Below are 23,856 nucleotides of genomic sequence, written 5' to 3'. Positions count from 1 at the left end.
TCCGCCCCTCGGGCGCTGGCGCCGATCAGGCCAGCAGGGCCTCGATGACGCCGGTGTGGGCGTCCTTCAGCTCCGCCAGCGAGACGGTGAACTGGTCCTGGACGTCCAGGCTGTCCCCGTCGACCACACCGATCCGGGTGGCCGGCAGGCCCCGCGCGGTGCACATGTCGTTGAACCGGAGCTCCTCGCTGCGCGGCACCGCCACGACGGCGCGGCCGGCCGACTCGGAGAACAGGAACACGAACGGGTCCAGGCCCTCGGGCACGATGATCCGCGCGCCGTGTCCGCCCTTGAGGCAGCTCTCCACCAGGGCCTGGCCCAGGCCGCCGTCGGAGAGGTCGTGCGCGGCGTCGATCATGCCGTCGCGCGAGGCGGCAATCAGGATCTCGCCGAGCAGCTTCTCCCGGTCCAGGTCGACCTTGGGCGGCAGACCGCCCAGGTGCTCGTGGACCACCTGCGACCAGGCCGAGCCGCCCAGCTCGTCCGCGGTGTCGCCGAGCAGGTAGAGCAGCTGCCCCTCCTCGGCGAACGCCATCGGAGTGCGGCGGGTGACGTCGTCGATGACGCCGAGCACCGCGACCACGGGGGTCGGGTGGATGGCGACCTCGCCGGTCTGGTTGTAGAGCGAGACGTTGCCGCCGGTGACCGGGGTGCCCAGGGTCAGGCAGGCGTCGGCCAGGCCGCGGGTGGCCTCGGCGAACTGCCACATCACGTCCGGGTCCTCGGGGGAGCCGAAGTTGAGGCAGTCGGAGATCGCGAGCGGCTTGGCACCGCCGGCCGCGACGTTGCGGTACGCCTCGGCGAGGGCCAGCTGGGCGCCGGTGTACGGGTCCAGCTTGGTGTAGCGGCCGTTGCCGTCGGTGGCGACCGAGACGCCGAGGTTGGTCTCGTCGTCGATCCGGATCATGCCCGAGTCCTCGCCGTGCGAGAGCACGGTGTTGCCGAGCACGTAGCGGTCGTACTGGTCGGTGATCCAGGACTTGGAGGCCTGGTTCGGGTGCGAGGCGACCTTCAGCAGGTCGGCCTTGAGGCCCTCGCCGGTGGTCGGGCGAGCCAGCCGCTCGGCCGTCGGGGCGTCGGCCTGCAGCGCGTCCTGCCAGCTCGGGCGGGCGTACGGGCGCTGGTAGGTCGGGCCCTCGTGGGCGACGGTGCGCGGCGGCACGTCCACGACGAGCTCGCCGTGCCAGTAGATCTCCAGGCGCTCGCCGTCGGTCACCTCACCGATGACGTTGGCGATGACGTCCCACTTCTCGCAGATCTCCAGGAAGCGGGCGACCTTGTCGGGCTCGACGATGGCGCACATGCGCTCCTGCGACTCGCTCATGAGGATCTCCTCCGGCGAGAGCGTGTGGTCGCGCAGGTGCACGGTGTCGAGGTCGACCCGCATGCCGCCGGAGCCGGCCGAGGCCAGCTCGCTGGTGGCGCAGGACAGACCGGCGCCGCCGAGGTCCTGGATGCCCTTGACGAGCTTCTCGCGGAAGATCTCCAGGGTGCACTCGATGAGGAGCTTCTCCTGGAACGGGTCGCCGACCTGGACCGCCGGGCGCTTGGCCGGCTTGGTGTCGTCGAAGGTCTCGGAGGCCAGCACCGAGACGCCGCCGATGCCGTCGCCGCCGGTGCGGGCGCCGTACAGGATGACCTTGTTGCCGGCGCCGGAGGCCTGCGCGAGGTGGATGTCCTCGTGCTTCATGACGCCCACGCACAGCGCGTTGACCAGCGGGTTGCCCTGGTAGCAGGAGTCGAAGACGACCTCGCCGCCGATGTTCGGCAGGCCCAGGCAGTTGCCGTAGCCGCCGATGCCCGCGACGATCCCGGGCAGCACGCGCCGGGTGTCCGGGTGGTCGGCCGCGCCGAACCGCAGCGGGTCCATCACGGCGACCGGGCGGGCGCCCATCGCCAGGATGTCGCGGACGATGCCGCCGATGCCGGTGGCCGCGCCCTGGTAGGGCTCGATGTACGACGGGTGGTTGTGCGACTCGACCTTGAAGGTGACCGCGTAGCCCTGGCCGACGTCGACCACACCGGCGTTCTCGCCGATGCCGACGAGCATCGCGTCGCTCTGCGGCTTCTTCTCGCTGAACTGCTTCAGGTGGACCTTGGAGCTCTTGTACGAACAGTGCTCGGACCACATGACCGAGTACATCGCGAGTTCCGCGCCGGTCGGGCGGCGGCCGAGAATCTCCCGGATCCGCGCGTACTCGTCCTGCTTGAGGCCGAGCTCGGCCCACGGCTGGGCGGCGTCCGGGGTCTGCTCGGCGTTCTTGACGGTGTCGAGGCTCATCAGGCGTTCACCAGCTGCTTCAGGACGGAAGTGAAGAAGCCCAGGCCCTCGGTGGTGGGACCGGTGAGCGGCTCCACGGCGTGCTCGGGGTGCGGCATCAGACCGACGACATTGCCGGCGGCGTTGCTGATGCCGGCGATGTCACGGTACGAACCGTTCGGGTTGACGTCGAGGTAACGGGCGACCACCCGGCCCTCGGCCTCCAGCTCGTCGAGGACGTGCGCGTCGGCGACGAAGCGGCCCTCACCGTTCTTCAGCGGGACGACGATTTCCTGGCCGACCGCGTAATCGCGGGTCCAGGCGGTGCCGTCGTTCTCGATCCGCAGCTTCTGGTCGCGGCAGATGAAGTGCAGCGAGTCGTTGCGGGTGAGCGCGCCGGGCAGCAGGTGCGATTCGCACAGCACCTGGAAGCCGTTGCAGATACCCAGAACCGGCATTCCCAGCTTGGCCTGCTCGATGATGGTCTCCATCACCGGCGAGAAGCGGGAGATCGCACCGCAGCGCAGATAGTCGCCGTAACTGAATCCGCCCGGCAGGACGACCGCGTCGACCTGGTGGAGATCCTTGTCACGGTGCCAGAGGGCGACCGGCTCGGCGCCGGCCAGCCGGACCGCGCGCTGGGCGTCGCGGTCGTCAAGGGAGCCGGGGAAAGTGACGACGCCGACGCGGGTGGTCACTTGCCCTCCTCCTCGACGCGGACGGTGAAGTCCTCGATCACGGTGTTGGCGAGAAAGGTCTCGGCGGCTTCGCGGATACGGGCGAGCGCGGCGTCATCGACCGGGCCCTCCAGCTCCAGCTCGAAACGCTTGCCCTGGCGGACGTCGGCGATCCCGGTGAATCCGAGACGGGGCAGTGCGCGCTGCACCGCCTGTCCCTGGGGGTCGAGGATCTCCGGCTTGAGCATGACGTCGACTACGACGCGTGCCACTGGCACTCCCGGTGGTGTCTTCGTGAGGCGGGGGAACTCCAGACTACCGGGGGTTTCGGGCGGCATTGCTGGCCGGGGATGGTGACGCGCGTAGACCCACGACCCTTACGCCACAAGGGCTCCACCCTCCCCGCACCCCCTGCGGGGTGCCCCTTTTCACCGGATTCCGGGGGCCTCGCGAGAACCGTCGAAGAACACCCGAATACCGTCACTCCGGGACAGATCGGCCAGCCGAGTGCCGGACTATCCGGCACCCCGGCGAAGAGACGTGAATATCCGGAAAAGAAAGCCGGACTCTTCGATTTCTCCCCGCTTCGGGTGCAGAATAGGGCCACCTGCCGCGGCAAGTGCTGCGTATCCGGCACGGCCATCCGGCCTGCCCGTATGCGCTTGCGCGAGTGGTGCACATCAGGCCCTGGAGCGCACCCGCGCCCGGTCGGCCGAATTGCCCGAGAGGATTGACACCCATGGCCCAGCGTGTAGTTGTCACGCTCTCCGACGACCTGGACGGCGGCGCCGCCGCGGAAACCGTCCACTTCGGCGTGGACGGGAAGTCGTACGAGATCGATTTGTCCCTGGACAACGCGGAAAAGCTGCGGGAGGCCCTCGCCCCGTTCGTCGCGGCCGGCCGCCGCCAGAGCCGCACCGGTAAGTCCTTCCGCCGCACCGCGCTGACCCCGGACCCGGCCGCCGTCCGGGCCTGGGCCCAGTCCCGGGGCATGGAACTGCCCGCCCGCGGCCGCATCCCGAAGCACGTGTACGAGGCGTTCGCCGAGGCGAACTGACCCCCTCGGGGCCCGGTCGTCCCGCCCGAACCACCAGGGCGGGACGACCACCCCTTCGGATGCTGTAGAGTATTCCTCGTCGCCGCAACGGAGAGATCCGAAGAGGCGGCGGGTGCCCCACCAGGCACCACGCGGACGTGGCTCAGTTGGTAGAGCATCACCTTGCCAAGGTGAGGGTCGCGAGTTCGAATCTCGTCGTCCGCTCGCAGTGCGCGAGCACAGCAGTACAGCAGTACAACTCAATAGTTCCATCCTGCGGACGTGGCTCAGTTGGTAGAGCATCACCTTGCCAAGGTGAGGGTCGCGAGTTCGAATCTCGTCGTCCGCTCCAGTACGAAGGGTCCTCTCGGAAGAGAGGGCCCTTCGGCGTTTCCGGCATTCCCCGCCCCCGGCCGCCCATGACATTTGTCATCGCCGACCCGTGGATCCGCACCGGCTTCTCGTGAAGGCGCGCACTGCTCCCGGCGCCCGGCCGACGGGAGGCTTGAGGCATGGAAACGAGCCAGCCCCACCGCCCCGGTGACCACGTGATCGAGGTCACCGACCTGCACCGCCACTACGGCACCGGCGGCACCCGCTACCACGCGGTCCGCGGCGTCGACCTGACCGTCGGCCGCGGCGAGCTGTTCGCCCTGCTGGGCACCAACGGGGCCGGCAAGACCTCCACCATGGAACTGATCGAGGGCCTCGCCGCCCCGACCGCCGGCCGGGTCCGGGTGCTCGGCCACGACCCGCACCGCGAGCGCGCCGCCGTCCGCCCCCGGATCGGCATCATGCTGCAGGAGGGCGGCTTCCCCGGCGACCTCAGCGTCGCCGAGACCGGCCGCGCCTGGGCCGGGATGACCAGCCACGCCCGCCCGCTGGACGAGGCGCTGGAGCTGGTCGGCCTCGCCCACCGGCGGCACGTCCGGGTCAAGCAGCTCTCCGGCGGCGAGCGCCGCCGCCTCGACCTGGCGATGGCCCTGCTCGGCCGGCCCGAGGTGCTCTTCCTGGACGAGCCCAGCACCGGCCTCGACCCGGAGGCCCGCGCGGCGGTCTGGCGGCTGGTCCGCGAGCTGCGCGCCCAGGGCACCACGGTGCTGCTCACCACGCACTACCTGGAGGAGGCCGAGGAGCTCGCCGACCGGCTGGCGATCATGCACGGCGGCCGGATCGTCGCCGCCGGCACGGTGGCCGAGGTGATCGCCGGGCACCCGTCCCGGATCGGCTTCGAGCTCCCCGAGTTCGCCGGCACCTCGCTCCCGCCGCTGACCGGCGCCACGGTCACCGCCGACGGCCGGAAGATCACCGTCCAGACGCCGCGGCTCCAGGCCACCCTGACCGAGCTGCTCGGCTGGGCCGACCGGCACGGCATCGAGCTCGGCGCCCTGGACGCCCGCAGCGCCTCGCTGGAGCAGGCCTTCCTGGCCATCGCCTCCGAGGCCGCCCAACAGCCCCCGGCCGACACCCCGGACACCACCGCCCCCACCGCCCGCCGCCGCCTGATGGGACTCGCCCGATGACCACCGCCGCCACCGCCGCTCCCCGGAGCACCACCGGGCCCCGGAGCACCACCGCCCGCCGGCTGCTCGCCCTCGGCCGGGCCGAGGCCGTCCTGCTGGTCCGCAACCGGACCGCCCTGTTCACCGCCCTCACGCTGCCGCTGTTCCTGGTCTTCGCGCTGAAGAGCGTGCTCGACCAGCAGGCCGAGACCAACCCCGGCCTGGACGTCGACTCGCTGCTGGTCAACGGCTCGGTCGGGATGGTGCTGGCCTTCGTCGTCTACTACAACCTGACCGCCGCCTACGTGGCCCGGCGCGGCGAGCTGGTGCTCAAGCGGCTGCGCACCGGCGAGGCCCGGGACATCGAGATCCTGACCGGCACCGCCGTCCCCTCGGTCGCCCTGGCCCTGCTGATGTGCGCCGTGATCGGCGGCTTCGGCGCCGCCGCCCTGCACCTGCGCGCCCCGGCCAACCCGGTGCTGCTGGCCGTCGGCCTGCTCCTGGTGGTCGTCACCCTGATGGCGCTGGCCGCCCTCTCCAGCGCCTTCACCAAGACCGTGGAGAGCGCCGGCATCACCACCATGCCGGTCCTGCTGCTCACCCAGTTCGGCTCCGGCCTGTTCTTCCCGCTGGAGATCATGCCCGACAAGGTCGCCGACGTCTGCCGCCTGCTGCCCACCACCCCGGCGTTCCAGCTGGTCCGGGTCGGCTGGTTCGGCACCGACGGCTCGGCCGCCCCGACGGACTTCGCCGGCACCTGGGCCACCGCCGCCCCGCACCTGGTCACCGGCGGCATCTGGCTCGCCCTCGCGGTCTGGGGCGCCGTCCGCTACTTCCGCTGGGAGCCGCGCCGCTAGGGCGTGTCCTGGGGCGGTCCGCGGGACCCGCGGCAGAACCGCAGGTCAGCTCCCCGCCGGGGCTCTGATAGGAAGGCTCCGGCACGATCATGACCGAACGGGGGCGGAAGCAGGATGGGCATCATGAATCCGGTGCGCACGTGGAAGGGCTACACCAAGCCCCAGCGCTCCGAGCTCTACCTCCGCTGGTCGCTCTACCTGATCTCGCTCGCCCCGCTGCCCGGCGCGCTGCTGAGCGTCGGGGCGGACACCGCCAACCAGCGGTACGTGGCCGCCGCCCGGGTCTCCGTGGTCCTCAGCCTGGCCCTGATCCTGGTCACCGTCCGGGCCTACCGGACCGCGATCGACCACTACCTCAAGCGGCCGGCCGACCACCTGCGCTGGCTCGCCGTCAGCGGCGCCCTCACCGTGGCCGGCTCCTGGGCCCTGCTGCTGATCGGCCCGCACGCCGGGACCGGCCCGGACCGGGTGCCGTTCACCGCCGGCATCGTGACGACCATGATCTTCTCGGCCTTCGGGCCGGCCGCCGTCGGACTGCGGCCGCTCCGGGCGGCGCTCGCCGGGCTCGGCGGGCTGCTGGCCGTCGCCCCCGCGCTGCTCCTGGCCGGCGTCGAACCGGCGGCCACCGCCGGGATGCTCACCTTCGACGCGGTCATGATGGCCTTCATCGGATCCAGCTGCCGCAGCTTCGCCTGGCTCCAGTCGGTGGTCCTGGAGCTGGACGCGGCCCGCGAGGCCCAGGCGCAGCTGGCCGTCGCCGAGGAGCGGCTGCGGTTCTCCCGCGACCTGCACGACGTGATGGGCCGCAACCTCACCACCATCGCGCTCAAGAGCGAGCTGGCCGTCCAGCTGGCCCGGCGCGGCCGCCCGGAGGCCGCCGAGCAGATGGCCGAGGTGCAGCGGATCGCCCAGGAGTCCCAGCGCGAGGTCCGCGACGTGATCCGCGGCTACCGCACCGCCGACCTGCACGCGGAGGCGATCGGCGCCCGGGCGGTGCTCCGCTCCGCCGACGTGACCTGCGAGATCGACCTCGGCGAGGACGCCGACGCCCTGCCGGCGCCGGTCCAGTCGGTGCTCGGCTGGGTGATCCGCGAGGCCACCACCAACGTGCTGCGGCACAGCGAGGCGGCCCGGTGCTCGATCCGGCTCCGCCGGGCGGACGGCCGGGCGGTGCTGGAGCTGGAGAATGACGGGGTGCCGGCCGTGCCGATCCCGTCCCAGGGCAGTGGGACGGGGCTGCGCGGCCTGCGCGAGCGGCTCGCCGCCCACGACGGCGAGCTGACGCTCCCGGACGCCGTACCGGGCAGCTTCCGGCTGCTCGCCAGCGTCCCGCTCTGACCCCTCGTCGCTCCCCCGCCGCTCCCCCGCGGCGGCCCCAGCCGCAGCCCCTGCCCGCACGGAAGGCCCCGCCGATGACCGACACCGCGCCCGTCCGCGTCCTGCTCGCCGACGACGAACACCTGATCCGGGGCGCGCTGGCCGCGCTGCTCGCGCTGGAGGAGGACATCGTCGTGGTCGCCCAGGCCGCCTCCGGACCGGAGGCGCTGGCGATGGCGCAGGCGCACCTGCCGGACATCGCGGTGCTGGACCTGCAGATGCCCGGGCTGGACGGCATCGAGGTGGCCACCCGGCTGCGCGGGCTGCTGCCGGACTGCCGCTGCATGATCCTCACCGGCCACGGCCGCCCGGGCTACCTGAAGCGGGCGCTGGAGGTCGGCATCCGGGGCTTCCTGCCGAAGACGGTCTCGGCGGCCGACCTGGCCGGGATCATCCGGACCGTGCGGGCCGGCGGCCGGTACGTGGACCCGGAGCTGGCGGCGGACGCGATCGCCGCCGGGGAGACCCCGCTCACCCCGCGCGAGACGGACGTGCTGGAGCTGGCCGCCGACGGCACCTCGATCGCCGAGATAGCCGAGCGGGCCTCGCTCTCCCAGGGCACCGTCCGCAACTACCTGTCCTCGGCGGCCGCCAAGCTGGGGGCCGAGAACCGGCACGCGGCGGTGCGGATCGCCCGCGAGCACGGCTGGATCTGATCCCGCCGCGCCCGCGGGCGCCGTTCCCGGGCCGCCGAGGGCCCGGGTGGGCCGGTCAGGCCCAGCTGAGGCCGGTGATCAGCTCGTAGGCCTCGACGTACTTGCTGCGGACCTTCTCGACCACCTCGGCGGGCAGCTGCGGCGGCGGCTGCTCGCTCTTGCGGTCCCAGCCGGAGGCCGGGGAGGTCAGCCAGTCGCGGATGATCTGCTTGTCGAAGGAGGGCTGGGCGTGGCCCGGCTCCCACTGGTCGGCCGGCCAGAACCGCGAGGAGTCCGGGGTGAGCACCTCGTCGCCGATCACCAGTTCGCCGTCGAGCAGGCCGAACTCGAACTTGGTGTCGGCCAGGATGATGCCGCGGTCGCGGGCGATGTCGCGGGCCCGGGAGTAGACGGCCAGGGTGAGCTGGCGCAGCTGGGCGGCCAGGTCGGCGCCGACCCGGCGGGCGGTCTCCTCGTAGGAGACGTTCTCGTCGTGCTCGCCGACCTCGGCCTTGAGGGCCGGGGTGTAGATCGGGGCGGGCAGCTCGGAGCCGTCGTCCAGGCCCTCGGGCAGGGCGATGCCGCAGACGGTGCGGGAGGCGCGGTACTCCTCCAGTCCGGAGCCGGCCAGGTAGCCGCGGGCCACGCACTCGACCGGGACCATGTCCAGGCTGCGGCAGACCAGGGTGCGGCCCTTCCAGTCGGCGGGGGCGCCGGCCGGGACCTCGGTGGAGATCACGTGGTTGGGCACCAGGTCGGCGATCCGCTCGAACCACCACAGCGAGAGCTGGGTGAGGATCCGGCCCTTGTCCGGGATCTCGTTGGGCAGCACCCAGTCGTAGGCCGAGGTGCGGTCGCTGGCGACCATCACGAGCTCACCCGACTCGGTGCGGTAGAGGTCGCGCACCTTGCCGGTGTGCAGGTGGACCAGGCCGGGCACCTGGACCGGCTCGGGCTTGGTGACAAATCCGCTCAAGGTCGTCTCAGTCCTCAGGGGTCGTTCGCGGGCGTGGGGCGCGAAAGGGGAGGTCACTGGCCCCGAGTCTGTCATGGACGCCCGGTCGGACCGGTCCCCAGGTGGTCTCAGGCGTTCTTGCAGAGGTGGTCCAGCAGGTTGGCGGTGGCCCGCTGGATCCGCTCGTCGGTGAGCCCGGGGCGGTCCAGCGCGGGCGACCAGGCGAAGGTGCCGGAGGCGAACACGTACGCGCCGCTGGGCGCCCGGTAGAGCGAGGTCTCCTGGTGGCGGGCGCGGCCCGCCGGGTCCCGGTACGGGGAGTGCGCGAGCAGCACCCGTTCGGTGTGCTCGGGCAGCGCGACCTTCGGGTAGTAGCGGTCCGCCTCGCCGGCCACCAGGCCGGGCAGCTCCTCACCCTCCTGGACGCCGGTGCCGTCCCAGAGCCAGTGGCCGGTGTGCCGGGCGACCAGCGGGACGGGCGCGGCGACCCGGCCGGAGTACTGCAGGCCGAGCAGGTGCTGCTCGGGCTCGCCGGCGTCGCGCCACAGCGCGCTGGCGGCGCCGGTCACCCCGGCGGCCGGGTTGCCGGACGGCACCTTCTGGCGCTTGCGGCAGTTGAGCATCCGGTTGGGCTCGCCGGAGGGGGCGGCGCTCAGCTCGACCCGCCAGTACATGGTGTTGGCGGAGAGGAAGACCAGCGAGGTGCCGCCGTCCCGGGCCCGTTCGACGGTGCGGCGCATCGGCTCGGACCAGTACTCGTCGTGGCCGGGGAAGACCAGCGCCCGGTGCCGGGCCGGGTCGACCAGTCCGGCGTGCAGGTCGGTGGCGGTGGCGTAGGAGAGGTCGTAGCCGTACCGCTCGGCCCAGCGGATGAAGTCGTAGGCGTGGCCGACGTGCAGCGGCAGTCCGGCGGTGGCGTGCGGACGGTCGAAGGAGACGGTGACGGCCGCCTCGGGCTCGCCGACCAGCCGGCCGCCGTCCCAGGCGTGGTAGAGGCTGGCGCCGCTGCGGCCGTCCTCGGGGAACAGGTTGTACGCCTGCCAGGTCACGTCGGGGACCACCAGCAGCAGCTCGGCGGCGCGCGACTGGTCCTCGAAGTCCCGGACGGTGAACGGGATGTGGCTGCGGTGCAGCATGTCGGCGGTGGTCAGCACGGCGACGTACGCGCCGGGCCGCCAGTGCTGCGGGATCTGCTGGCGCCAGGTGTGCCACCAGTGGTGGCAGGAGACGGTCCGGCCGACCACCATCGGGGCGGGCTGGACCATGCCGGCGATCAGCGGGCTGGTGGTCATGTGGTGGGCGCCGTCGCCCGCGTAGTGGCCGATCCGGTAGACGTCGACGGTGAACTCGCGGGGCGGGTTGACGGTGACCCGCAGGTCCACCGAGCCGCCGGGGCGGACCACGCCGGCCGAGGCGAAGCCCTTGATCTGCTGTTCCTCGTCGTTGGCGCTGAGCGGGGTGCCGACCGGGGGCTTGCCGCGGCCGCCGGCGGCCAGCGGGCGCTGCCCGGGGGCGTCCACCGAGACGTACCAGGGGACCTCGCCCTCGGCGCCGCCGAGGTACCGGTCCGGGCTGCGCAGCCAGGGCAGCGGGCCCTGGCCGAAGGGGTCGGAGACGCTGTGCGCGTGCGTCCCGGACTCCCAGCGGCGGTTGAGTTCGGTCCCCACGCGCGCCCCTCCCAGGTGCACCTCGCCGGTTGGCATGTGCCTCCCGGATGTGCGTGCGGTCTAATACACCACACCGTGCTGGCGCTGCGTCACCCCACGGTAGCAACTAGTGGCGGGGAATCTTCCGGCCCGGCGGGCGGGGGGCCTCCGGCCTGCGAAGACCCGGGGCGGGCGCCCGGGCCGGGGGCGCATGCTCCCCGGACTCGCGCCCCCTGCGCCCCCGATGCCACCTGGCGCGGGGGCCGCCGGCCGCCCGGGCCCCGGGCCTCAGAGCCGGACCGGCTTCTCCAGCCGGACGTCGGCCGCGTCCAGCCAGGCCCGCAGCGGCCCGTCCTGGCCCTGTTCGACGGCCTGGGCGACCGGCTCGGCCAGATCGGTCCGGCGGACCCCGCCGAGCAGCAGCACCGGGCCGTCCAGCCAGTCCAGCCCGGGGACGGCGCCCGCGGTGTCCACGGCGGCGCAGCAGACCATCGCGGTGACGTGGTCGACCAGCACGTCCCGGCCGGTGCGGACCGGTTCGAACAGCGGCGCGGGCGCGGCGGAGCGGGCCGGCTGGACGGCGAGCGCGGCGGCCAGCCGCTCGCCGTCGCCCTCGGCGAGCCGGACCAGCAGCCGGGTCAGCGTCGGGGCGCCGGGGCGGGCCTGCGGGGCCGGCCGGTCCAGCGCGGACTGCAGGGCGGTTGCCCGGGCCCGCCAGCCGGCGTCCACCACGTCGGCCGGGTAGTCGGCCCAGTCCAGCTCGCGCCAGGCGCCGGAGGCAGGCGCGCCGAAGAACAGCTCGGCGGCGAGCCGGGAGACCGCCGCGTCTACCGCGCCGGGTTCCTCCAGCAGGTCGCAGGCCGGGCGGTCGCCGAGCCGGCTGCTGTAGCCGTCGGCCAGCCGGTCCCGCCGGGACAGCTCGGTGAGCGCGGCGACCACGCCCGCGTTGAGGTGCGCGGGGTGCCGGCCGAGCCGCCAGGCGGGCAGCGCGACCCGGGTGAGCAGCCGGTCCCAGCCCGCGTAGGCGAGCCCGACCTGCTCCTGGGCGGCGATCCGCAGGCCGTAGTCGACGCCGCGGGCCTGCTCGGAGGCCCAGCCGGCGACGGCCCGCTCCAGCTCGGCGGCGTGGCCGCGGCACAGGCCCAGCAGCCGGCGGGTGATCCGGTCGGTGAGCACGGCCGGGCCGCGCCGGGACGGGCGCGCGGCGGCGGGCGGCGGGGCGCCGGCCAGGCCGGGCGCCGCGGTGGCGTCCAGGCTGGCGTCCAGGGAGCGCAGGAAGTGCCGGGCGGCGGCGATCTCCGGGTCGGCGGCGGCCGCGGTGCCGGCCACCACCGGGGCGAGCAGGGCGCGCAGCTCTCCGGCCCGCATCCACCAGAGGAAGGGCGAGCCGATCACCAGGACCGGCGCGGGCGGCTCCTGGCCGCCCGGCCGGGGGCGGCGGCGCGGCCGGGGCGCGGGGACGTCCTCCAGCCAGCTGTCGCAGTCCGGGGTGAGCGCGATGGCGGAGGGTGCGGGGACCTCCAGCCGGTCGGCGAGCTCGTCGATCAGCCGGTACAGCTCGGGGGCCTGCGCGCGGTCCAGCGGGACGGCCGGGGTCCGCGGCGGGACCGCCCGGTGGTAGGCCCGGGCGGCCAGGCCGGCCACCAGCAGGGTCAGCGCGGCCACCGCGCAGACCACCCAGCGGGCGAGGTCCCAGCCGGCCGCGTCGGGGGCACCGGCGGCGCCGATCCGGCCGGTGAAGCGGCCCGCGAGCAGCACCGCCGCGGCGGCGGCGGGCAGCGCGGCGGCGGCCAGGGCGAGACCTCGGATCCGCAGGACCGCCTGGGCATGAGCGCGCGCGGTGTCGACAGCGGCCATACGGTGCGGCACCCCCTTCGGAGCCCTCGGGCGCCCGGCGACGGGCCCCTGAGCCGACTCGAAACGATCAGTTCCGACCGGGAAACGGTGGCGTCCGAACCCCGGTAGTGCATGCTGCGTGGCGCTACTGACATTTTCGACGCCCGTGTCCGGGTGGGTGTTCCGGATCGCCCCGGTTTCCACTCGTCCCGGTGACGCCGCCCGGATTCCGGACGACCGCACCCGGGCAGCGTGCGTGGCGGCCCGGGCGTCCGGTCCGGCCGGACGCCGTCCAGCATCCCCCCGCGCGACCGCCGCTACCCGGCGGCGGCCGGGAACGGCCCGGCCGGTGGCGCCGTGGTCCAGCGCACCATAAGGCCGGGCGCCCGGTTACGTCAGCCGGATGCGGTCGCTGTCACTCGATGGGCTGGATTCCGGCCGCCGAACGGTGCGCCGTCCCCCGGGGCCGCTCCGGTCCCGTCCGCCTCCGAAACGCCGGGCGGGGCTGCGTCCATGGGGGTTGTCGCGGGTCCGGGGCGGGCCGGTCGGGGCCGGAACGCCCGGGCCCCCGGCGGGCGGTCGCTCGCCGGGGGCCCGGGGAAGGGCTGGGGACGCGCTACCGCGCGGCCTTCAGCGCGATGTCGCTGCGGTGCTGGCCGCCCTTGAGGGAGATCCGCTCCACCGAGCGGTAGGCCCGCTCGCGCGCCTCGGCGAGGTCGGTGCCGGTCGCGGTGACCGAGAGGACCCGGCCGCCGGCGCTCAGCACCCGGCCGTCCTCGGCCGCCTCGGTCCCGGCGTGCAGCACGTACGCGGTGCCGTCGGCGGCCTCCGCCTCGGCCAGGCCCTCGATCGGGTCGCCGGTGCGCGGCGCGGCCGGGTAGCCCTCGGAGGCGATCACCACGGTGACCGCGGCGCCCTCGTCCCAGCGCAGCGGCTCCAGCTGGTCCAGCGTGCCGGTGGCCGAGGCGTGCAGGACGCCGGCCAGCGGGGTGCGCAGCCGGGCCAGCACGACCTGGGTCTCCGGGTCGCCGAAGCGGGCGTTGAACTCGATCACCCGGGTGCCGCGCGAGGTCAGCGCCAGACCGGCGTAGAGCAGGCCGGAGAACGGGGTGCCGCGGCGGCGCAGCTCGTCCACGGTCGGCTGCAGGACGGTCGCCAGGACCTCCTCGACCAGGCCCTCGGGCGCCCACGGCAGCGGCGAGTAGGCGCCCATGCCGCCGGTGTTCGGGCCCTCGTCGCCGTCCAGCGCGCGCTTGAAGTCCTGGGCGGGCTGGAGCGGCAGCACGGTGCTGCCGTCGGTGATCGCGAAGAGCGAGACCTCGGGGCCGTCCAGGTACTCCTCGATCACCACGCGCTCGCAGGCGGCGGCGTGGGCCAGTGCCTCGTCCCGGTCGGAGGTGACCACGACGCCCTTGCCGGCGGCCAGGCCGTCGTCCTTGACCACGTACGGCGCGCCGAAGGCGTCCAGCGCCTCGGCGGCCTCGGCGGGGGTGGTGCAGACGTAGGAGCGGGCGGTGGGCACGCCGGCGCCGGCCATCACGTCCTTGGCGAAGGCCTTGGAGCCCTCCAGCTGGGCGGCCGCCCCGGACGGGCCGAACACCGGGATGCCGGCCGCGCGCACGGCGTCGGCGACGCCCGCGACCAGCGGGGCCTCCGGGCCGACCACAACGAGGCCGGCGCCCAGCTCGCGGGCGAGCGCGGTGACCTGCGCGCCGTCGAGCTGGTCGACCGGGTGGACCGTCGCCACCTGCGCGATCCCGGCGTTACCCGGGGCGCAGTGCAGCTCGGTCACGGCGGGATCTTGGGACAGAGAGCGGCACAGGGCGTGTTCGCGGGCGCCGCCGCCGATGACGAGGACCTTCACGCTGCGCAAGGGTAGTCGGTGGCCGGTTCCGGCCGCTCTCCGGTCCCGTAGGAAGAGACAGCCGGAGGGGTCGGGTACACGCACGGTGTCGGAGGATCCTCCAGTCCCGACACCCGTCGGTGTGCCGCAGGTGGCCGGGTCAGGACAGCGGGTCACCGGGGCCTCGCTCGGACGGGTGAAATCCCGCCGACCGCCGCAACCCTCCCACCTCGGGATCCGGTGGCCGAATCCGGTAACGATCATTGGCGAAGCGCCCACACGGTCAGCCATTTGGCGGTAAGAAGTGCTGTTGGACCACCGCGCTGTCCGGCGCTTCACGGGCCGTCAGGCCGATGACGCGTCAGTCCGCGCACCGCCGTGACCAGCCGTACCAGCGCCGTAAACAGCCGTACCAGCGCCGTGAACAGCCGTACCAGCCAGACCCAGCAGTCCGCCCGCCACAGGGAGCCCCACAGGTGAGCCAGCCGGAAATGCAGCCCGAGGAGAGTGCCTGGGGCAAGGAGATCGGCGAGGAGGACCCGTCGGCCGCGACCGTCGCGCGCCGTGCCTCGACCCGCCGCCGGTCCGATCTGAGCACCCGCCAGTTCCCGCTCGGGGACTGGGGCGAGCCGGCCGAGCGGCTGGAGGAGCTGTACCGCTGGTCCGAGGAGCGCGCGGTCGAGGCGATCGAGTGGTACCGCCGGGACCGGATCTGGAAGCGCCGCTGGGCCCGGCTGCTGCGGTTCGGCACGGCCGGCTTCGCGATCGGCGGCGTCACCGCCCCGCTGGTCGACCTCACCGGGGCCGTCGCGCACGGCACCAGCTGGGGCTACGTCGGGCTGGCGCTGGCCGCCGGCTGCTACGGCGCGGACCGGGTGTTCGGCCTCACCTCCGGCTGGATGCGCGACGTCTCCACCGCGCAGGCGCTGCAACGCCGGCTGGAGGCGTTCCAGTTCGACTGGGCCTCGGAGTGCGTCCGGGAGGTGCTCGGCCCCACCGAGGGCACCGCGGGCGAGGCCGCCGAACGGTGCCTCGGCGTGCTGCGGCGGTTCTGCGAGGACATCTCGGACATGGTCCGCACCGAGACCTCGGAGTGGATGCTGGAGTTCCGGGCCGGCATGACCCAGCTGCCCACCCAGGCGGCCGGCAGCTGGGGCGGCCGGAGCGAGCCGGGGGTGGGCGCCCAGGTGCGGGTGCTGCCGCCGCCGGGCACCCGGCCGACCATGCCGCGCCAGCGGCCGCCGGAGGGCCCGCTGCGGTAGGCGGCCGCCCGCCCGCTCGGGTGGCTCGGACGGCTCAGGCGAAGACGATCATCGAGCCCTGGTGCAGGCTCCGGGTCGCCGCCGCGTACAGGCCCGCCCAGGCGTGCCGCTCCCGGGCGAACGGGTGCAGGTCGTCCAGCGGCGGGCCGAACGGCTGCTCCAGGCCGGTCGGGCCGAGCGGCCGGGTCGGGGCCGGCGGGGCGAGCGGGTCGATGCCCAGCGCGGGGGCGACTGCCTGCAGCTCGCGCAGCAGACCGTGGCTGGAGCCGAGCGGACCGCCCGCGGCGAGCAGCGTCTCGTCCACCAGCGGAACGGCGAACTCGATCGGCACGTACGCGCCGGCGTGGTCGAAGTGCCACACCAGGTGCGACTGCTCGGCGCTGCTCTCGAACATCTCCAGCAGCTGCTCGTAGTCGCCGCCGAGCTCGTCGACCGGGGTGATGTCCAGACCGGTCAGGCCCAGCAGGTAGGCCCGGCGCAGGAAGTGCAGCGAGTCGTAGTCGAAGGCGGCTATCGGCTCCACCGCCCCGCTGAGCTCCGGCACGTACCGGTAGACCGGGACCTCGGGCAGGCCCCGTGAGGCCAGCGCGTGGTTGTAGAGCGCGAGGTCGTCCCGGAAGGGGTTGTCGGGGCTGTGGCTCAGCACGTCCACCAAGGGGACGAGCCAGAGGTCGCAGGCCATGGGCCGGCTCTTCCTCTCCGGGCGTCGGGACCGGCCGCACGACGGCGGACGGCGGATGGGCGGGTCGGTACCCGGACGGCCCTTGCGGGGCGTGGCCGGGACGAACGACCGCCCACCCTACCGGCCCGGCGTGCGATGGGGACCGGGCCGGCCCTCGGGCAGCCGGCCGGACGGCGACTCGGGCAGCCGGCGGCCGAACCGTCCGTACGGGACCGAACGCGGCTGCGGCACCAGGCCCAGCCCCAGACCCAGTTCGCGGCCCAGCTCCCGGCCGAGCTCGCGTTCCCGGCCCCGGGCGCCGCCGGCCGGGCGGGCGGACTCCTCCGGCCAGGACTCGACGACGGCGGACGCGGGGGTGGTGGCGGGGGTCGTGGGGGCGGCGGGTCCGGTGCCCGCCGCGGCGTTCCCCGGCTCGGCGTCCCCCGGTTCGGCGTCCCCCGGTTCCGCCGGGCCGTCCAGCCCCTCCGGTCCGGGCCCGCCGAAGGTCGGCAGCTCCGACACCGACCGCCCGGTCAGCAGCGCCAGCACCCCCACCGACTCCACCGGCTGCCCCGCCAGCTCGGCCAGCAGCCCGACGGTGAAGAGGTTGTACTCGCAGACGATCCGGTGCGCGCGCGGCACGTCCAGGGACTCGATCGCCTCCACCAGGTCGAGGTGGCCGTCCCAGCAGACCCCGGCCAGCTGACGCATGTCCCGCAGGTACGGCGCGGCGAACATCCACGACTGCACCCGCAGCCAGTCCAGGTAGTCGGCGATCCGGCGGTTGCCCAGCAGCCCGGCGACCTCCTGCCAGAACCGGCGGTCGCACCCCACCATCACGTCCAGGTTCCCCGCCCGGGCCGCCCGCACCGCCGCGTCCGCCCGGCGGCGCAGCGAGGGCAGCCGGTCGTCGTCCGCCGCGACCGGCCGCGCGGCCAGCCGGCGGAAGTAGCTGTCGGTGATCACCACCCGGGACTCGAAGATCTCCCGGAAGTCGTCCCAGCCGAACTCGGGCACCGTGAAGCCGCGGTGGTGCTCCGCCCGGAGCAGCCCCTGCGCGGACAGGTCGACCAGCGCCTCCCGGGCCGGCGTCGCCGAGACCCCGTACAGCTCGGCGATCTCCTTGACGGTGAAGTTCCGGCCGGCCGCCAGCCGGCCGGCCATCATCTCCTCGCGCAGCGCGCCGGCGATCTGCTCGCGCAGGCTGTTGCGCTGGATCACGGGGCGGGAGTCGCCCGCGCCGGTGCCGAACATGCGCGCGACCTCCTCGGGCGGACCGGTCGGCCTGGCGGGGGCGGACCGGCGGTGGAACGGCTGGTAACACGACGAGGGCTCATCTTCTCAAAAAGGACACCGTCGTGTACAAGCCCCTCATACGCCCGGCGCGCCCCCGCCGCGTCCGCCTCGCCGTTCCGCCGCGTCCGCCCGCCGCGCCGGCTAGCGCTGGACCGGCGCCGGAATGCCGAGCAGCCGGTCCCGGTGCACCGGGAACTCGGCGCGCGCCTTCGCCACCTCCGCCGGATCGAACTCCACGGTCAGCACCTCCTCGCCGGCCCCCGCCTCGGCCAGCACCCGGCCCCACGGGTCCACCACGATGCTGTGGCCCGCCTGCGGCACCCCGGCGTGCGTCCCCGCCGTGTTGCAGGCCAGCACGAACGCCTGTTCCTCGACCGCGCGCGCCTTGGCCAGCAGCGTCCAGTGCTCCCGCCGCCGCTCCGGCCACCCCGCGACGACCACCAGCGTCTGCGCGCCCGCGTCCAGCAGCGCCCGGAACAGCTCCGGGAACCGCAGGTCGTAACAGGTCGCCAGGCCCAGCGTGCCGACCCCGGTCGCCGCCGTGACGATCTCCTGGCCCGCGCCCATCACCGCCGCCTCGCCGCTGTCGAACCCGAAGCGGTGGATCTTGCGGTAGGTGTGCACCAGCTCGCCGTCCGGGGCGAACAGCAGCGAGGTGTTGTAGATCGGCCCGTCCGGGTCCCGCTCGACGATCGACCCGGCGTGCAGCCAGACGCCCGCCGCCCGCGCGGCCGCCGCCATCGCGTCCGAGGTCGGCCCGTCCAGGGCCTCGGCGCCGTCCGACCAGAGGTCGTAGGCGAAGGCGCCCAGCGGCCACAGCTCCGGCAGGACGACCAGGTCGGCCCCGCGCTGCGCCCGGACCAGCGCGGCCGCGCGGGCCCGCCGCTCGGCCGGGGGTTCGGCGTCGGAGACCATGAGTTGGATCAATGAAGCGCGCACAGTACCACCGTCCACGGCAAGAGTCCTACGATCGTCACCCGAAAGCGCTGCCCTGTTCTCACCAGGCAGCGTAACGTGCGGTTAGCGTGTGCGCCCGGAAGCCGGAACTTCCCGGCCGAACCCAGACCGGGGCGCGCGTGGCAAGGCAGCTGACGGAGGGCCGGAGATTCCCGTGACGGACAACCAGACCGTGCAGGCGTACACCGAGGCGTGGACGCAGTCCATCGAGGCGATATCCGAGCTCGTGGCGCCCCTGCCGGAGGGGTCCTGGAACCGGGCCACCGAATGCCCCGGCTGGTCCGTCCGGGACGTCGTCTCGCACGTCATCGCGGTCGAGTCCGAACTGCTCGGCGACCCCCGTCCGATCCACTCGCTGCCGCGCGACCTGCGCCACGTCACCACCGAGATCGCCCGCTACCTCGAACTGCCGGTCGACAAGCGGCGCTGCCACACCGCGCTGGAGATGACCGGCGAGCTCGAGTACACCGTCATCCGCCGCTCCCGCGCGCTGCGCAACGCCAAGCAGATGCCCAACGAGCCGGTCCGCTGGCCGGCCGGCCCGCACAGCCGCGACATCCCGTACCACGAACTGCTCCGGCTGCGCGCCTTCGACGTCTGGGTGCACGAGCAGGACCTCCGCCGCGCCCTCGGCGAGCCCGGCAACCTCGACTCCCCGGCCGCGCTGGTCACCCGCGACGTCCTGCTCCAGGGCCTCCCGAAGGCCGTCGCCCACCAGGCCGGCGCCCCGGCCGGGACCGCCCTGGTCGTCGACGTCACCGGCCCGGTCGAGTTCCTGCGCACCGTCCGGGTCGACTCCGCCGGCCGCGGCACCGTCGACGAGTCCATCAGCCTCGCCCCCGACGTCCAGCTCACCCTCGACTGGGAGACCTACGTCCGCCTCGCCTGCGGCCGCGGCCGCCCGGGCCCGGTGACCGTCGAGGGCGACAAGGAACTCGCCGACCGCGTCCTCGCCAACTTCTCCGTCACCCCGTAGCCCGCACCATCACCCGCCCGGCGTACACGGACCGTGCACGCCGGGCCCACGCTCCCCGTGCCCCCGTACGTCACGTTGGCACCATTGCCGCCATCCGTTCGGCCTCGTTGTTCCGGTCAGCGTCACCCGGAAGAAGGAGGGGCGTCCACATGGACGACGAACAGACGATGCAGGACGAGATGGTGCTGGTCCGGTCCAGCTTCCCGGTCACGGGGCAGCCGATCAGGGTCGTGATGATCGACGGGGATCCGTGGTTCGTCACGGCCGATGTGTGCACGGTGCTGGACCGCGGAAGCGCAAGCCGTGCGAGCAGGACCGTGGATCCCGCTGAAACCAGGACCGTGGACATGCGCCTCGTATGCCTGACCAAAAGTCAGGCATACGACGTTTCCGCAGGTCGGAAACTGTACAGTCGCGGAAATCCATACCTGAACGTGATCAGCGAGGCGGGCCTCTACAGCCTGCTGATGCGGTCGAACAAGAAGTCCTCCAAGCCGTTCAGGGAGTGGGTCACCCGAGAACTCCTCCCGTCCGTCCGGCGAGGGGACACCGACATCCCCGCCCAGCAGCGGCGGATGGCGGAGACGCTCACCGAGGCGATCGGGCAGCAGGTGCACATCGTCGCGGCGATCGAGCACGAGAACTGGCCGGGTCTCGTCGTCCACTCGGACGGGACGGTCCACTGCCGGCACGGGGAAATGGTCCTGCGCCTGCCCGGGCCCGACGACAGCGGGCCGCCGTTCGGTGCGTACTTCGAGTGCCAGGGCGGGGAACGGGTCGGCATCCGGGGCAGCCGGCTGGTCCCGGGCTGCCCGAAGCTCCGGTTGGTGGACCTGATCCGCATGCGGGACGAGGTCCAGCGGCCTGAACCCGTGACGTCGGTGCCCGATGCCGGGCTCATGTACGCCGACGTGAACCAAGGCCGGATCGACCGGGTCTTCGGAACGCCTCCGCAGATCGCCGAGCTGCTGCGGCATCACAGGGACTGAATCCATACCGCCCTATGCCTCACTTCAAGTGAGGCATAGGGCGTTTCCGCAGGTCGGAAACCCTACGCCGGTGCGCCCGTGAGCCGGCGCCGGAGCCTGAGGATCATCACCGTCCCCAGCGCCAGTGGCGCGTACTGCCAGCAGAAGGCCCAGCGGAAGGCGTCCGCCGCGTAGGGGCCGGCGCCGGACGGGGTGAGGGCGTCGAGGAGGACGCCGATGCCGAAGAGGGTGATCATCGTGCCGATGAAGCCGCCCATGTTGACGATGCCGGAGGCGGTGCCGAAGCGTTCGACCGGGTTGTGCGAGCGGGCGTAGTCGAGGCCGACCAGGGATGCGGGGCCGTTGGTGCCCATCACCAGGACGACGGTGACCAGCAGCCACAGCGGCGGGTGGCCGCCGGGCCAGGCCAGGACGACGGCCCAGAGCGTCCCGGTGGCGGCGATGACGGTGAGCACGATCGGCATCCGGGCCCGGGCGGTGCGGGAGAGGAGCCGGCCGAACAGCAGGGCGAAGCCCATGTTGGCGAGGACCAGCAGGGTGAGCAGTCCGCCGGCCTCGGCGCGGGTCATGCCCTGGCCCTCGACCAGGTAGGGCATGCCCCAGAGCAGGCCGAAGGCGTTGCCGGGGAACTGGGCGGTGAAGTGGATCCAGAGCCCGAGCCGGGTGCCCGGTTCCCGCCAGGCCTCGCGGACCTGCCGGCGGACGGCGAGCCGGGGGGCGGCCGGCGTCCCGGCCGGGGCGAGCGGGGCGAGCGGGGCCGGGGCGTCGCGGAGCAGGAGCGCGACGAGGGCGAAGACGGCGGCGCCGAGCAGCGCGATGGCGGTGAAGGTGGGCGTCCAGCCCTTGCTGTGCAGGGCCCGGGCCAGCACCACCGTGGTGACCAGGTTGCCGCTCATCCCGGCCAGGCCGGTCAGCTGGGCGACGAGCGGGTTCCGGGCGGCCGGGAACCAGCGGGCGGCTATCCGCAGCACGCTGATGAAGGTCATCGCGTCGCCGCAGCCGAGGACCGCCCGGGAGGCGAGGGCGGGGCCGAAGGACTCGGAGAAGGCGAAGGCCAGCTGGCCGGTGCTGAGCAGCAGGATGCCGAGCAGCAGCACCCTGCGCGGTCCGAACCGGTCGACGAGCAGGCCGACGGGTATCTGCATGGCCGCGTAGACCAGGACCTGGAGGATCGAGAAGGTGGAGAGCGCGGAGGCGCCGATGCCGAACCGGTCGGCGGCGTCGAGCCCGGCCACGCCGAGGCTGGTGCGGTGGATGACGGCCAGGACGTAGACGCTGACGCCGACGGACCAGGCGAGCCAGGCGGCCCGCCCGCCGGGTGGGCCCGGGACCGCCGCGGCGCGATCGGGGCCGCCGGGCAACGGGCCGGCGGGCAGCGGGCGGGCGGACGGGGCGCGGGCTGGGCGGGCGGGCTCCACGGTCATAGTGGCCCCAGATTAGTCATCCCATCATTGGATGCCCAGGCTGGAACCGGTCGGACCGGGCTCAGCCGACCACCGTCCAGGACACCGACCGCGTCATGTAGCGGTCCCGGAAGGCCTCGTCCCGCACCCAGTCCGTGGTGTCCCGGACGGTCGCCGTGACGGTCGCGCCGTGCCCGGGCTCCAGCGTCAGCCGCGCGGTGTCGAACCAGCTGCGGTCCGCCGCCTGCGGCTCGACCGGGACGCCGTCCACCGTCCAGTCGACCCGCAGCTGCCGGGCGCCGGCCAGCGGCAGCGGCCGGACCTCCAGCCGGGGGCGGCCGGTGACGTCGCCGGGGGCCGGGACCGGGTTGTCGGTGGGCCGGACCCGGCGGTAGATCTCCTCGATGATCGCCTCCCGCGAGGGCAGGTTGTAGGCCCCGCCGAGGGTGCGCATCACCGAGTCCGGGGTCGGCCGGTAGATGCCGTTGGCGCTGCGATAGGCCCCGATCGTCCCGGCGCCGTCCGGGGACTCGGTGCCCAGCCAGCGCCACCACTTGGTCTGCCGGCGGCGCATCTCGTCGGCGTTCTCGGTGGAGAGGTTGGGGTAGTCGGCGTCCTCGGGCGCGCTGTCGTACTCGTCGCCGAGGTCGCCGACGGTGTGCCCTATCTCGTGCTGGATGATCCGCCCGGCGTCCGCGCTGCCGCCGGCCAGGGTGGTCACGCCGGTGCCGCCGGCGCCGCCGTACTCGCCGGAGTTGGCGAGCGCGATGAGGTACTGCGGGCCCTCGCCGCGGCCGGCGTACCGGGCGGTGGCGTCCTCGTCGGCGCAGAGCAGCCGGGCGGTGCCCTCGCACCAGAAGTGCATGCCGAGCGGGGTGTCGGGGCGGCGGCCGCGGCTCTCGGTCTCGGCGATGCCGGAGACCGGGGAGACCACCTCGACCCGCCTTATGTTGAAGAAGCCCTGGTAGCTGCGGAACGGCTCGATCTCCATCAGCGCGTGCCAGGCCAGGTCCGCCTGCCGGCGGAACAGCTCCTGCTCGTCGGTGGTGTAGCCGTCGCCGAGCAGGACGAGGGTGATCCGGTTGGCCGGGTCGCCGGTCCGCCGTATGTCGACGGTGGGGGCGGCGCCGGCGGTGCGCAGGTCGGCGTGCTGGACCTGGGTGTGCGGCGGCACCGCCCGGTCGGCGGGGGCGCCGGCCCCGATCACCCCGAAGGGCGACGGTCCGGCCAGTTCCAGCGCGGCCGGGAGCACGGCGGTGGACACCAGCACGAGCGCGGCCAGACTCCGGACGATCCGGCCAGGGTTGCCAGGCGGCATACGGGTGCGTCCTCGACGTTCCGGTCACCCGGTGTCGCCCGGGTGGTGGACGCGTAGCCGTACCCGGCCCGGCGTGTCGTCCCCACCGAACGGCGAAAAAGTCACCGACCTGGCCGAACGACAAGAACCTCACCGGTCATACCAATGAGTCTGATCAGGTGGATGATCATTACGTGCCGTGACTTTTGCCGACTTTCCATGCCACCGACAACCCCGGCCGGGGCCGCGCGTCTCTGACAGTGAGGACGAACCTGGGAGCCGCGTCATGGAACAGAACACCGTCGCCCACACCGACGACACCGCCTGGTCCTGAGAACCACCGGACCACAGACCGAAGGGGCCCTGTCTCCGCACCGCCGTGCGGAGACAG

Annotated in this window: 20 protein-coding genes and 2 tRNA genes; 10 read left to right on the top strand and 12 right to left on the bottom strand. The window is 73.7% G+C overall.

All coding sequences use genetic code 11. The annotated features are described in order from the left end of the window. Positions 1-25: 25 nt before the first annotated feature. The 3 genes from purL to purS are packed head-to-tail and all read right to left on the bottom strand — an operon-like array spanning position 26 to position 3,209. Positions 26-2,281, bottom strand: coding sequence for a phosphoribosylformylglycinamidine synthase subunit PurL (gene purL / locus AB0N76_RS18490; RefSeq protein ID WP_363558356.1), 2,256 nt, complete (start codon positions 2,279-2,281; stop codon positions 26-28). Further along, a complete protein-coding gene (gene purQ, locus AB0N76_RS18485) occupies positions 2,281-2,958 on the bottom strand; it encodes a phosphoribosylformylglycinamidine synthase subunit PurQ (RefSeq protein WP_363558354.1) in 678 nt (225 codons plus the stop codon). The genes purL and purQ overlap by 1 nt, the downstream gene beginning before the upstream one ends. Next, positions 2,955-3,209 (bottom strand): phosphoribosylformylglycinamidine synthase subunit PurS, encoded by a 255-nt coding sequence (purS, locus tag AB0N76_RS18480; protein WP_030304493.1) that lies wholly within the window; start codon positions 3,207-3,209, stop codon positions 2,955-2,957. The genes purQ and purS overlap by 4 nt, the downstream gene beginning before the upstream one ends. Before the next feature lie 467 nt (positions 3,210-3,676). Here purS and AB0N76_RS18475 point away from each other — a divergent pair, with 467 nt between their 5' ends. From AB0N76_RS18475 to AB0N76_RS18445, 7 genes are all read left to right on the top strand, one after another. Continuing rightward, positions 3,677-3,994 (top strand): Lsr2 family protein, encoded by a 318-nt coding sequence (locus AB0N76_RS18475; protein ID WP_238860361.1) that lies wholly within the window; start codon positions 3,677-3,679, stop codon positions 3,992-3,994. Positions 3,995-4,125: 131 nt separating this feature from the next. Further along, positions 4,126-4,198 (top strand) — tRNA-Gly (locus AB0N76_RS18470). A gap of 51 nt (positions 4,199-4,249) precedes the next feature. Continuing rightward, positions 4,250-4,325, top strand: a tRNA-Gly gene (locus tag AB0N76_RS18465). A gap of 160 nt (positions 4,326-4,485) precedes the next feature. Next, the gene (locus tag AB0N76_RS18460; RefSeq protein WP_363558352.1) at positions 4,486-5,496 is read left to right on the top strand and encodes an ABC transporter ATP-binding protein; all 1,011 of its coding nucleotides are present in this window, start codon (positions 4,486-4,488) and stop codon (positions 5,494-5,496) included. Beyond that, on the top strand, positions 5,493-6,332 hold the full coding sequence (locus AB0N76_RS18455; protein WP_363558350.1) for an ABC transporter permease: 840 nt from the start codon (positions 5,493-5,495) through the stop codon (positions 6,330-6,332). Before AB0N76_RS18460 ends, AB0N76_RS18455 begins: the two co-directional genes overlap by 4 nt. 123 nt (positions 6,333-6,455) lie before the next feature. After that, positions 6,456-7,670, top strand: coding sequence for a sensor histidine kinase (locus AB0N76_RS18450; RefSeq protein ID WP_363558348.1), 1,215 nt, complete (start codon positions 6,456-6,458; stop codon positions 7,668-7,670). A 74-nt stretch (positions 7,671-7,744) separates the two neighbouring features. Next, positions 7,745-8,365, top strand: coding sequence for a response regulator transcription factor (locus AB0N76_RS18445; protein ID WP_363558346.1), 621 nt, complete (start codon positions 7,745-7,747; stop codon positions 8,363-8,365). Positions 8,366-8,420: 55 nt separating this feature from the next. Here the strand turns inward: AB0N76_RS18445 and AB0N76_RS18440 are convergent, their stop codons facing one another. The 4 genes from AB0N76_RS18440 to purD all read right to left on the bottom strand — a co-directional run bounded on the left by AB0N76_RS18440 (position 8,421) and on the right by purD (position 14,645). Then, entirely contained in the window at positions 8,421-9,320 is a 900-nt protein-coding gene (locus AB0N76_RS18440; protein WP_363558344.1) for a phosphoribosylaminoimidazolesuccinocarboxamide synthase, read from the bottom strand. 107 nt (positions 9,321-9,427) lie between these two features. Continuing rightward, positions 9,428-10,966 (bottom strand): N,N-dimethylformamidase beta subunit family domain-containing protein, encoded by a 1,539-nt coding sequence (locus AB0N76_RS18435; protein WP_363558342.1) that lies wholly within the window; start codon positions 10,964-10,966, stop codon positions 9,428-9,430. Between the two features lie 267 nt (positions 10,967-11,233). Continuing rightward, entirely contained in the window at positions 11,234-12,802 is a 1,569-nt protein-coding gene (locus tag AB0N76_RS18430; protein WP_363558340.1) for a hypothetical protein, read from the bottom strand. Between the two features lie 595 nt (positions 12,803-13,397). Further along, positions 13,398-14,645 (bottom strand): phosphoribosylamine--glycine ligase, encoded by a 1,248-nt coding sequence (gene purD / locus AB0N76_RS18425; RefSeq protein ID WP_363558338.1) that lies wholly within the window; start codon positions 14,643-14,645, stop codon positions 13,398-13,400. Positions 14,646-15,115: 470 nt separating this feature from the next. On the opposite strand from purD, the gene AB0N76_RS18420 reads away from it, so the two are divergent. After that, a complete protein-coding gene (locus AB0N76_RS18420; RefSeq protein ID WP_363558428.1) occupies positions 15,116-15,886 on the top strand; it encodes an SLATT domain-containing protein in 771 nt (256 codons plus the stop codon). A gap of 34 nt (positions 15,887-15,920) precedes the next feature. Here the strand turns inward: AB0N76_RS18420 and AB0N76_RS18415 are convergent, their stop codons facing one another. The 3 genes from AB0N76_RS18415 to AB0N76_RS18405 form a co-directional block, all read right to left on the bottom strand. Continuing rightward, the gene (locus AB0N76_RS18415) at positions 15,921-16,568 is read right to left on the bottom strand and encodes a hypothetical protein (RefSeq protein WP_363558336.1); all 648 of its coding nucleotides are present in this window, start codon (positions 16,566-16,568) and stop codon (positions 15,921-15,923) included. Between the two features lie 117 nt (positions 16,569-16,685). After that, the gene (locus AB0N76_RS18410; protein ID WP_363558334.1) at positions 16,686-17,801 is read right to left on the bottom strand and encodes a GntR family transcriptional regulator; all 1,116 of its coding nucleotides are present in this window, start codon (positions 17,799-17,801) and stop codon (positions 16,686-16,688) included. A 183-nt stretch (positions 17,802-17,984) separates the two neighbouring features. Beyond that, complete coding sequence (locus AB0N76_RS18405; RefSeq protein WP_363558332.1) at positions 17,985-18,782, bottom strand: carbon-nitrogen family hydrolase; 798 nt, start codon at positions 18,780-18,782, stop codon at positions 17,985-17,987. 172 nt (positions 18,783-18,954) lie between these two features. Between AB0N76_RS18405 and AB0N76_RS18400 the strand changes: the two genes are divergently transcribed. Beyond that, entirely contained in the window at positions 18,955-19,776 is an 822-nt protein-coding gene (locus tag AB0N76_RS18400) for a maleylpyruvate isomerase family mycothiol-dependent enzyme (RefSeq protein WP_363558330.1), read from the top strand. A 149-nt stretch (positions 19,777-19,925) separates the two neighbouring features. Beyond that, the gene (locus AB0N76_RS18395) at positions 19,926-20,765 is read left to right on the top strand and encodes a Bro-N domain-containing protein (RefSeq protein ID WP_363558328.1); all 840 of its coding nucleotides are present in this window, start codon (positions 19,926-19,928) and stop codon (positions 20,763-20,765) included. Between the two features lie 62 nt (positions 20,766-20,827). Here AB0N76_RS18395 and AB0N76_RS18390 read toward each other — a convergent pair whose 3' ends face one another. Next, positions 20,828-22,189 (bottom strand): MFS transporter, encoded by a 1,362-nt coding sequence (locus AB0N76_RS18390; protein WP_363558326.1) that lies wholly within the window; start codon positions 22,187-22,189, stop codon positions 20,828-20,830. A 61-nt stretch (positions 22,190-22,250) separates the two neighbouring features. Then, positions 22,251-23,486, bottom strand: coding sequence for a M64 family metallopeptidase (locus AB0N76_RS18385; protein ID WP_363558324.1), 1,236 nt, complete (start codon positions 23,484-23,486; stop codon positions 22,251-22,253). Between the last annotated feature and the right edge of the window lie 370 nt (positions 23,487-23,856).

Source organism: Kitasatospora sp. NPDC093806, from assembly GCF_040683335.1.
GTDB lineage: Bacteria > Actinomycetota > Actinomycetes > Streptomycetales > Streptomycetaceae > Kitasatospora.
The sequence above is the reverse complement of the archived record's forward strand: the minus strand, read 5'-3'. Positions and strand labels throughout refer to the sequence as shown.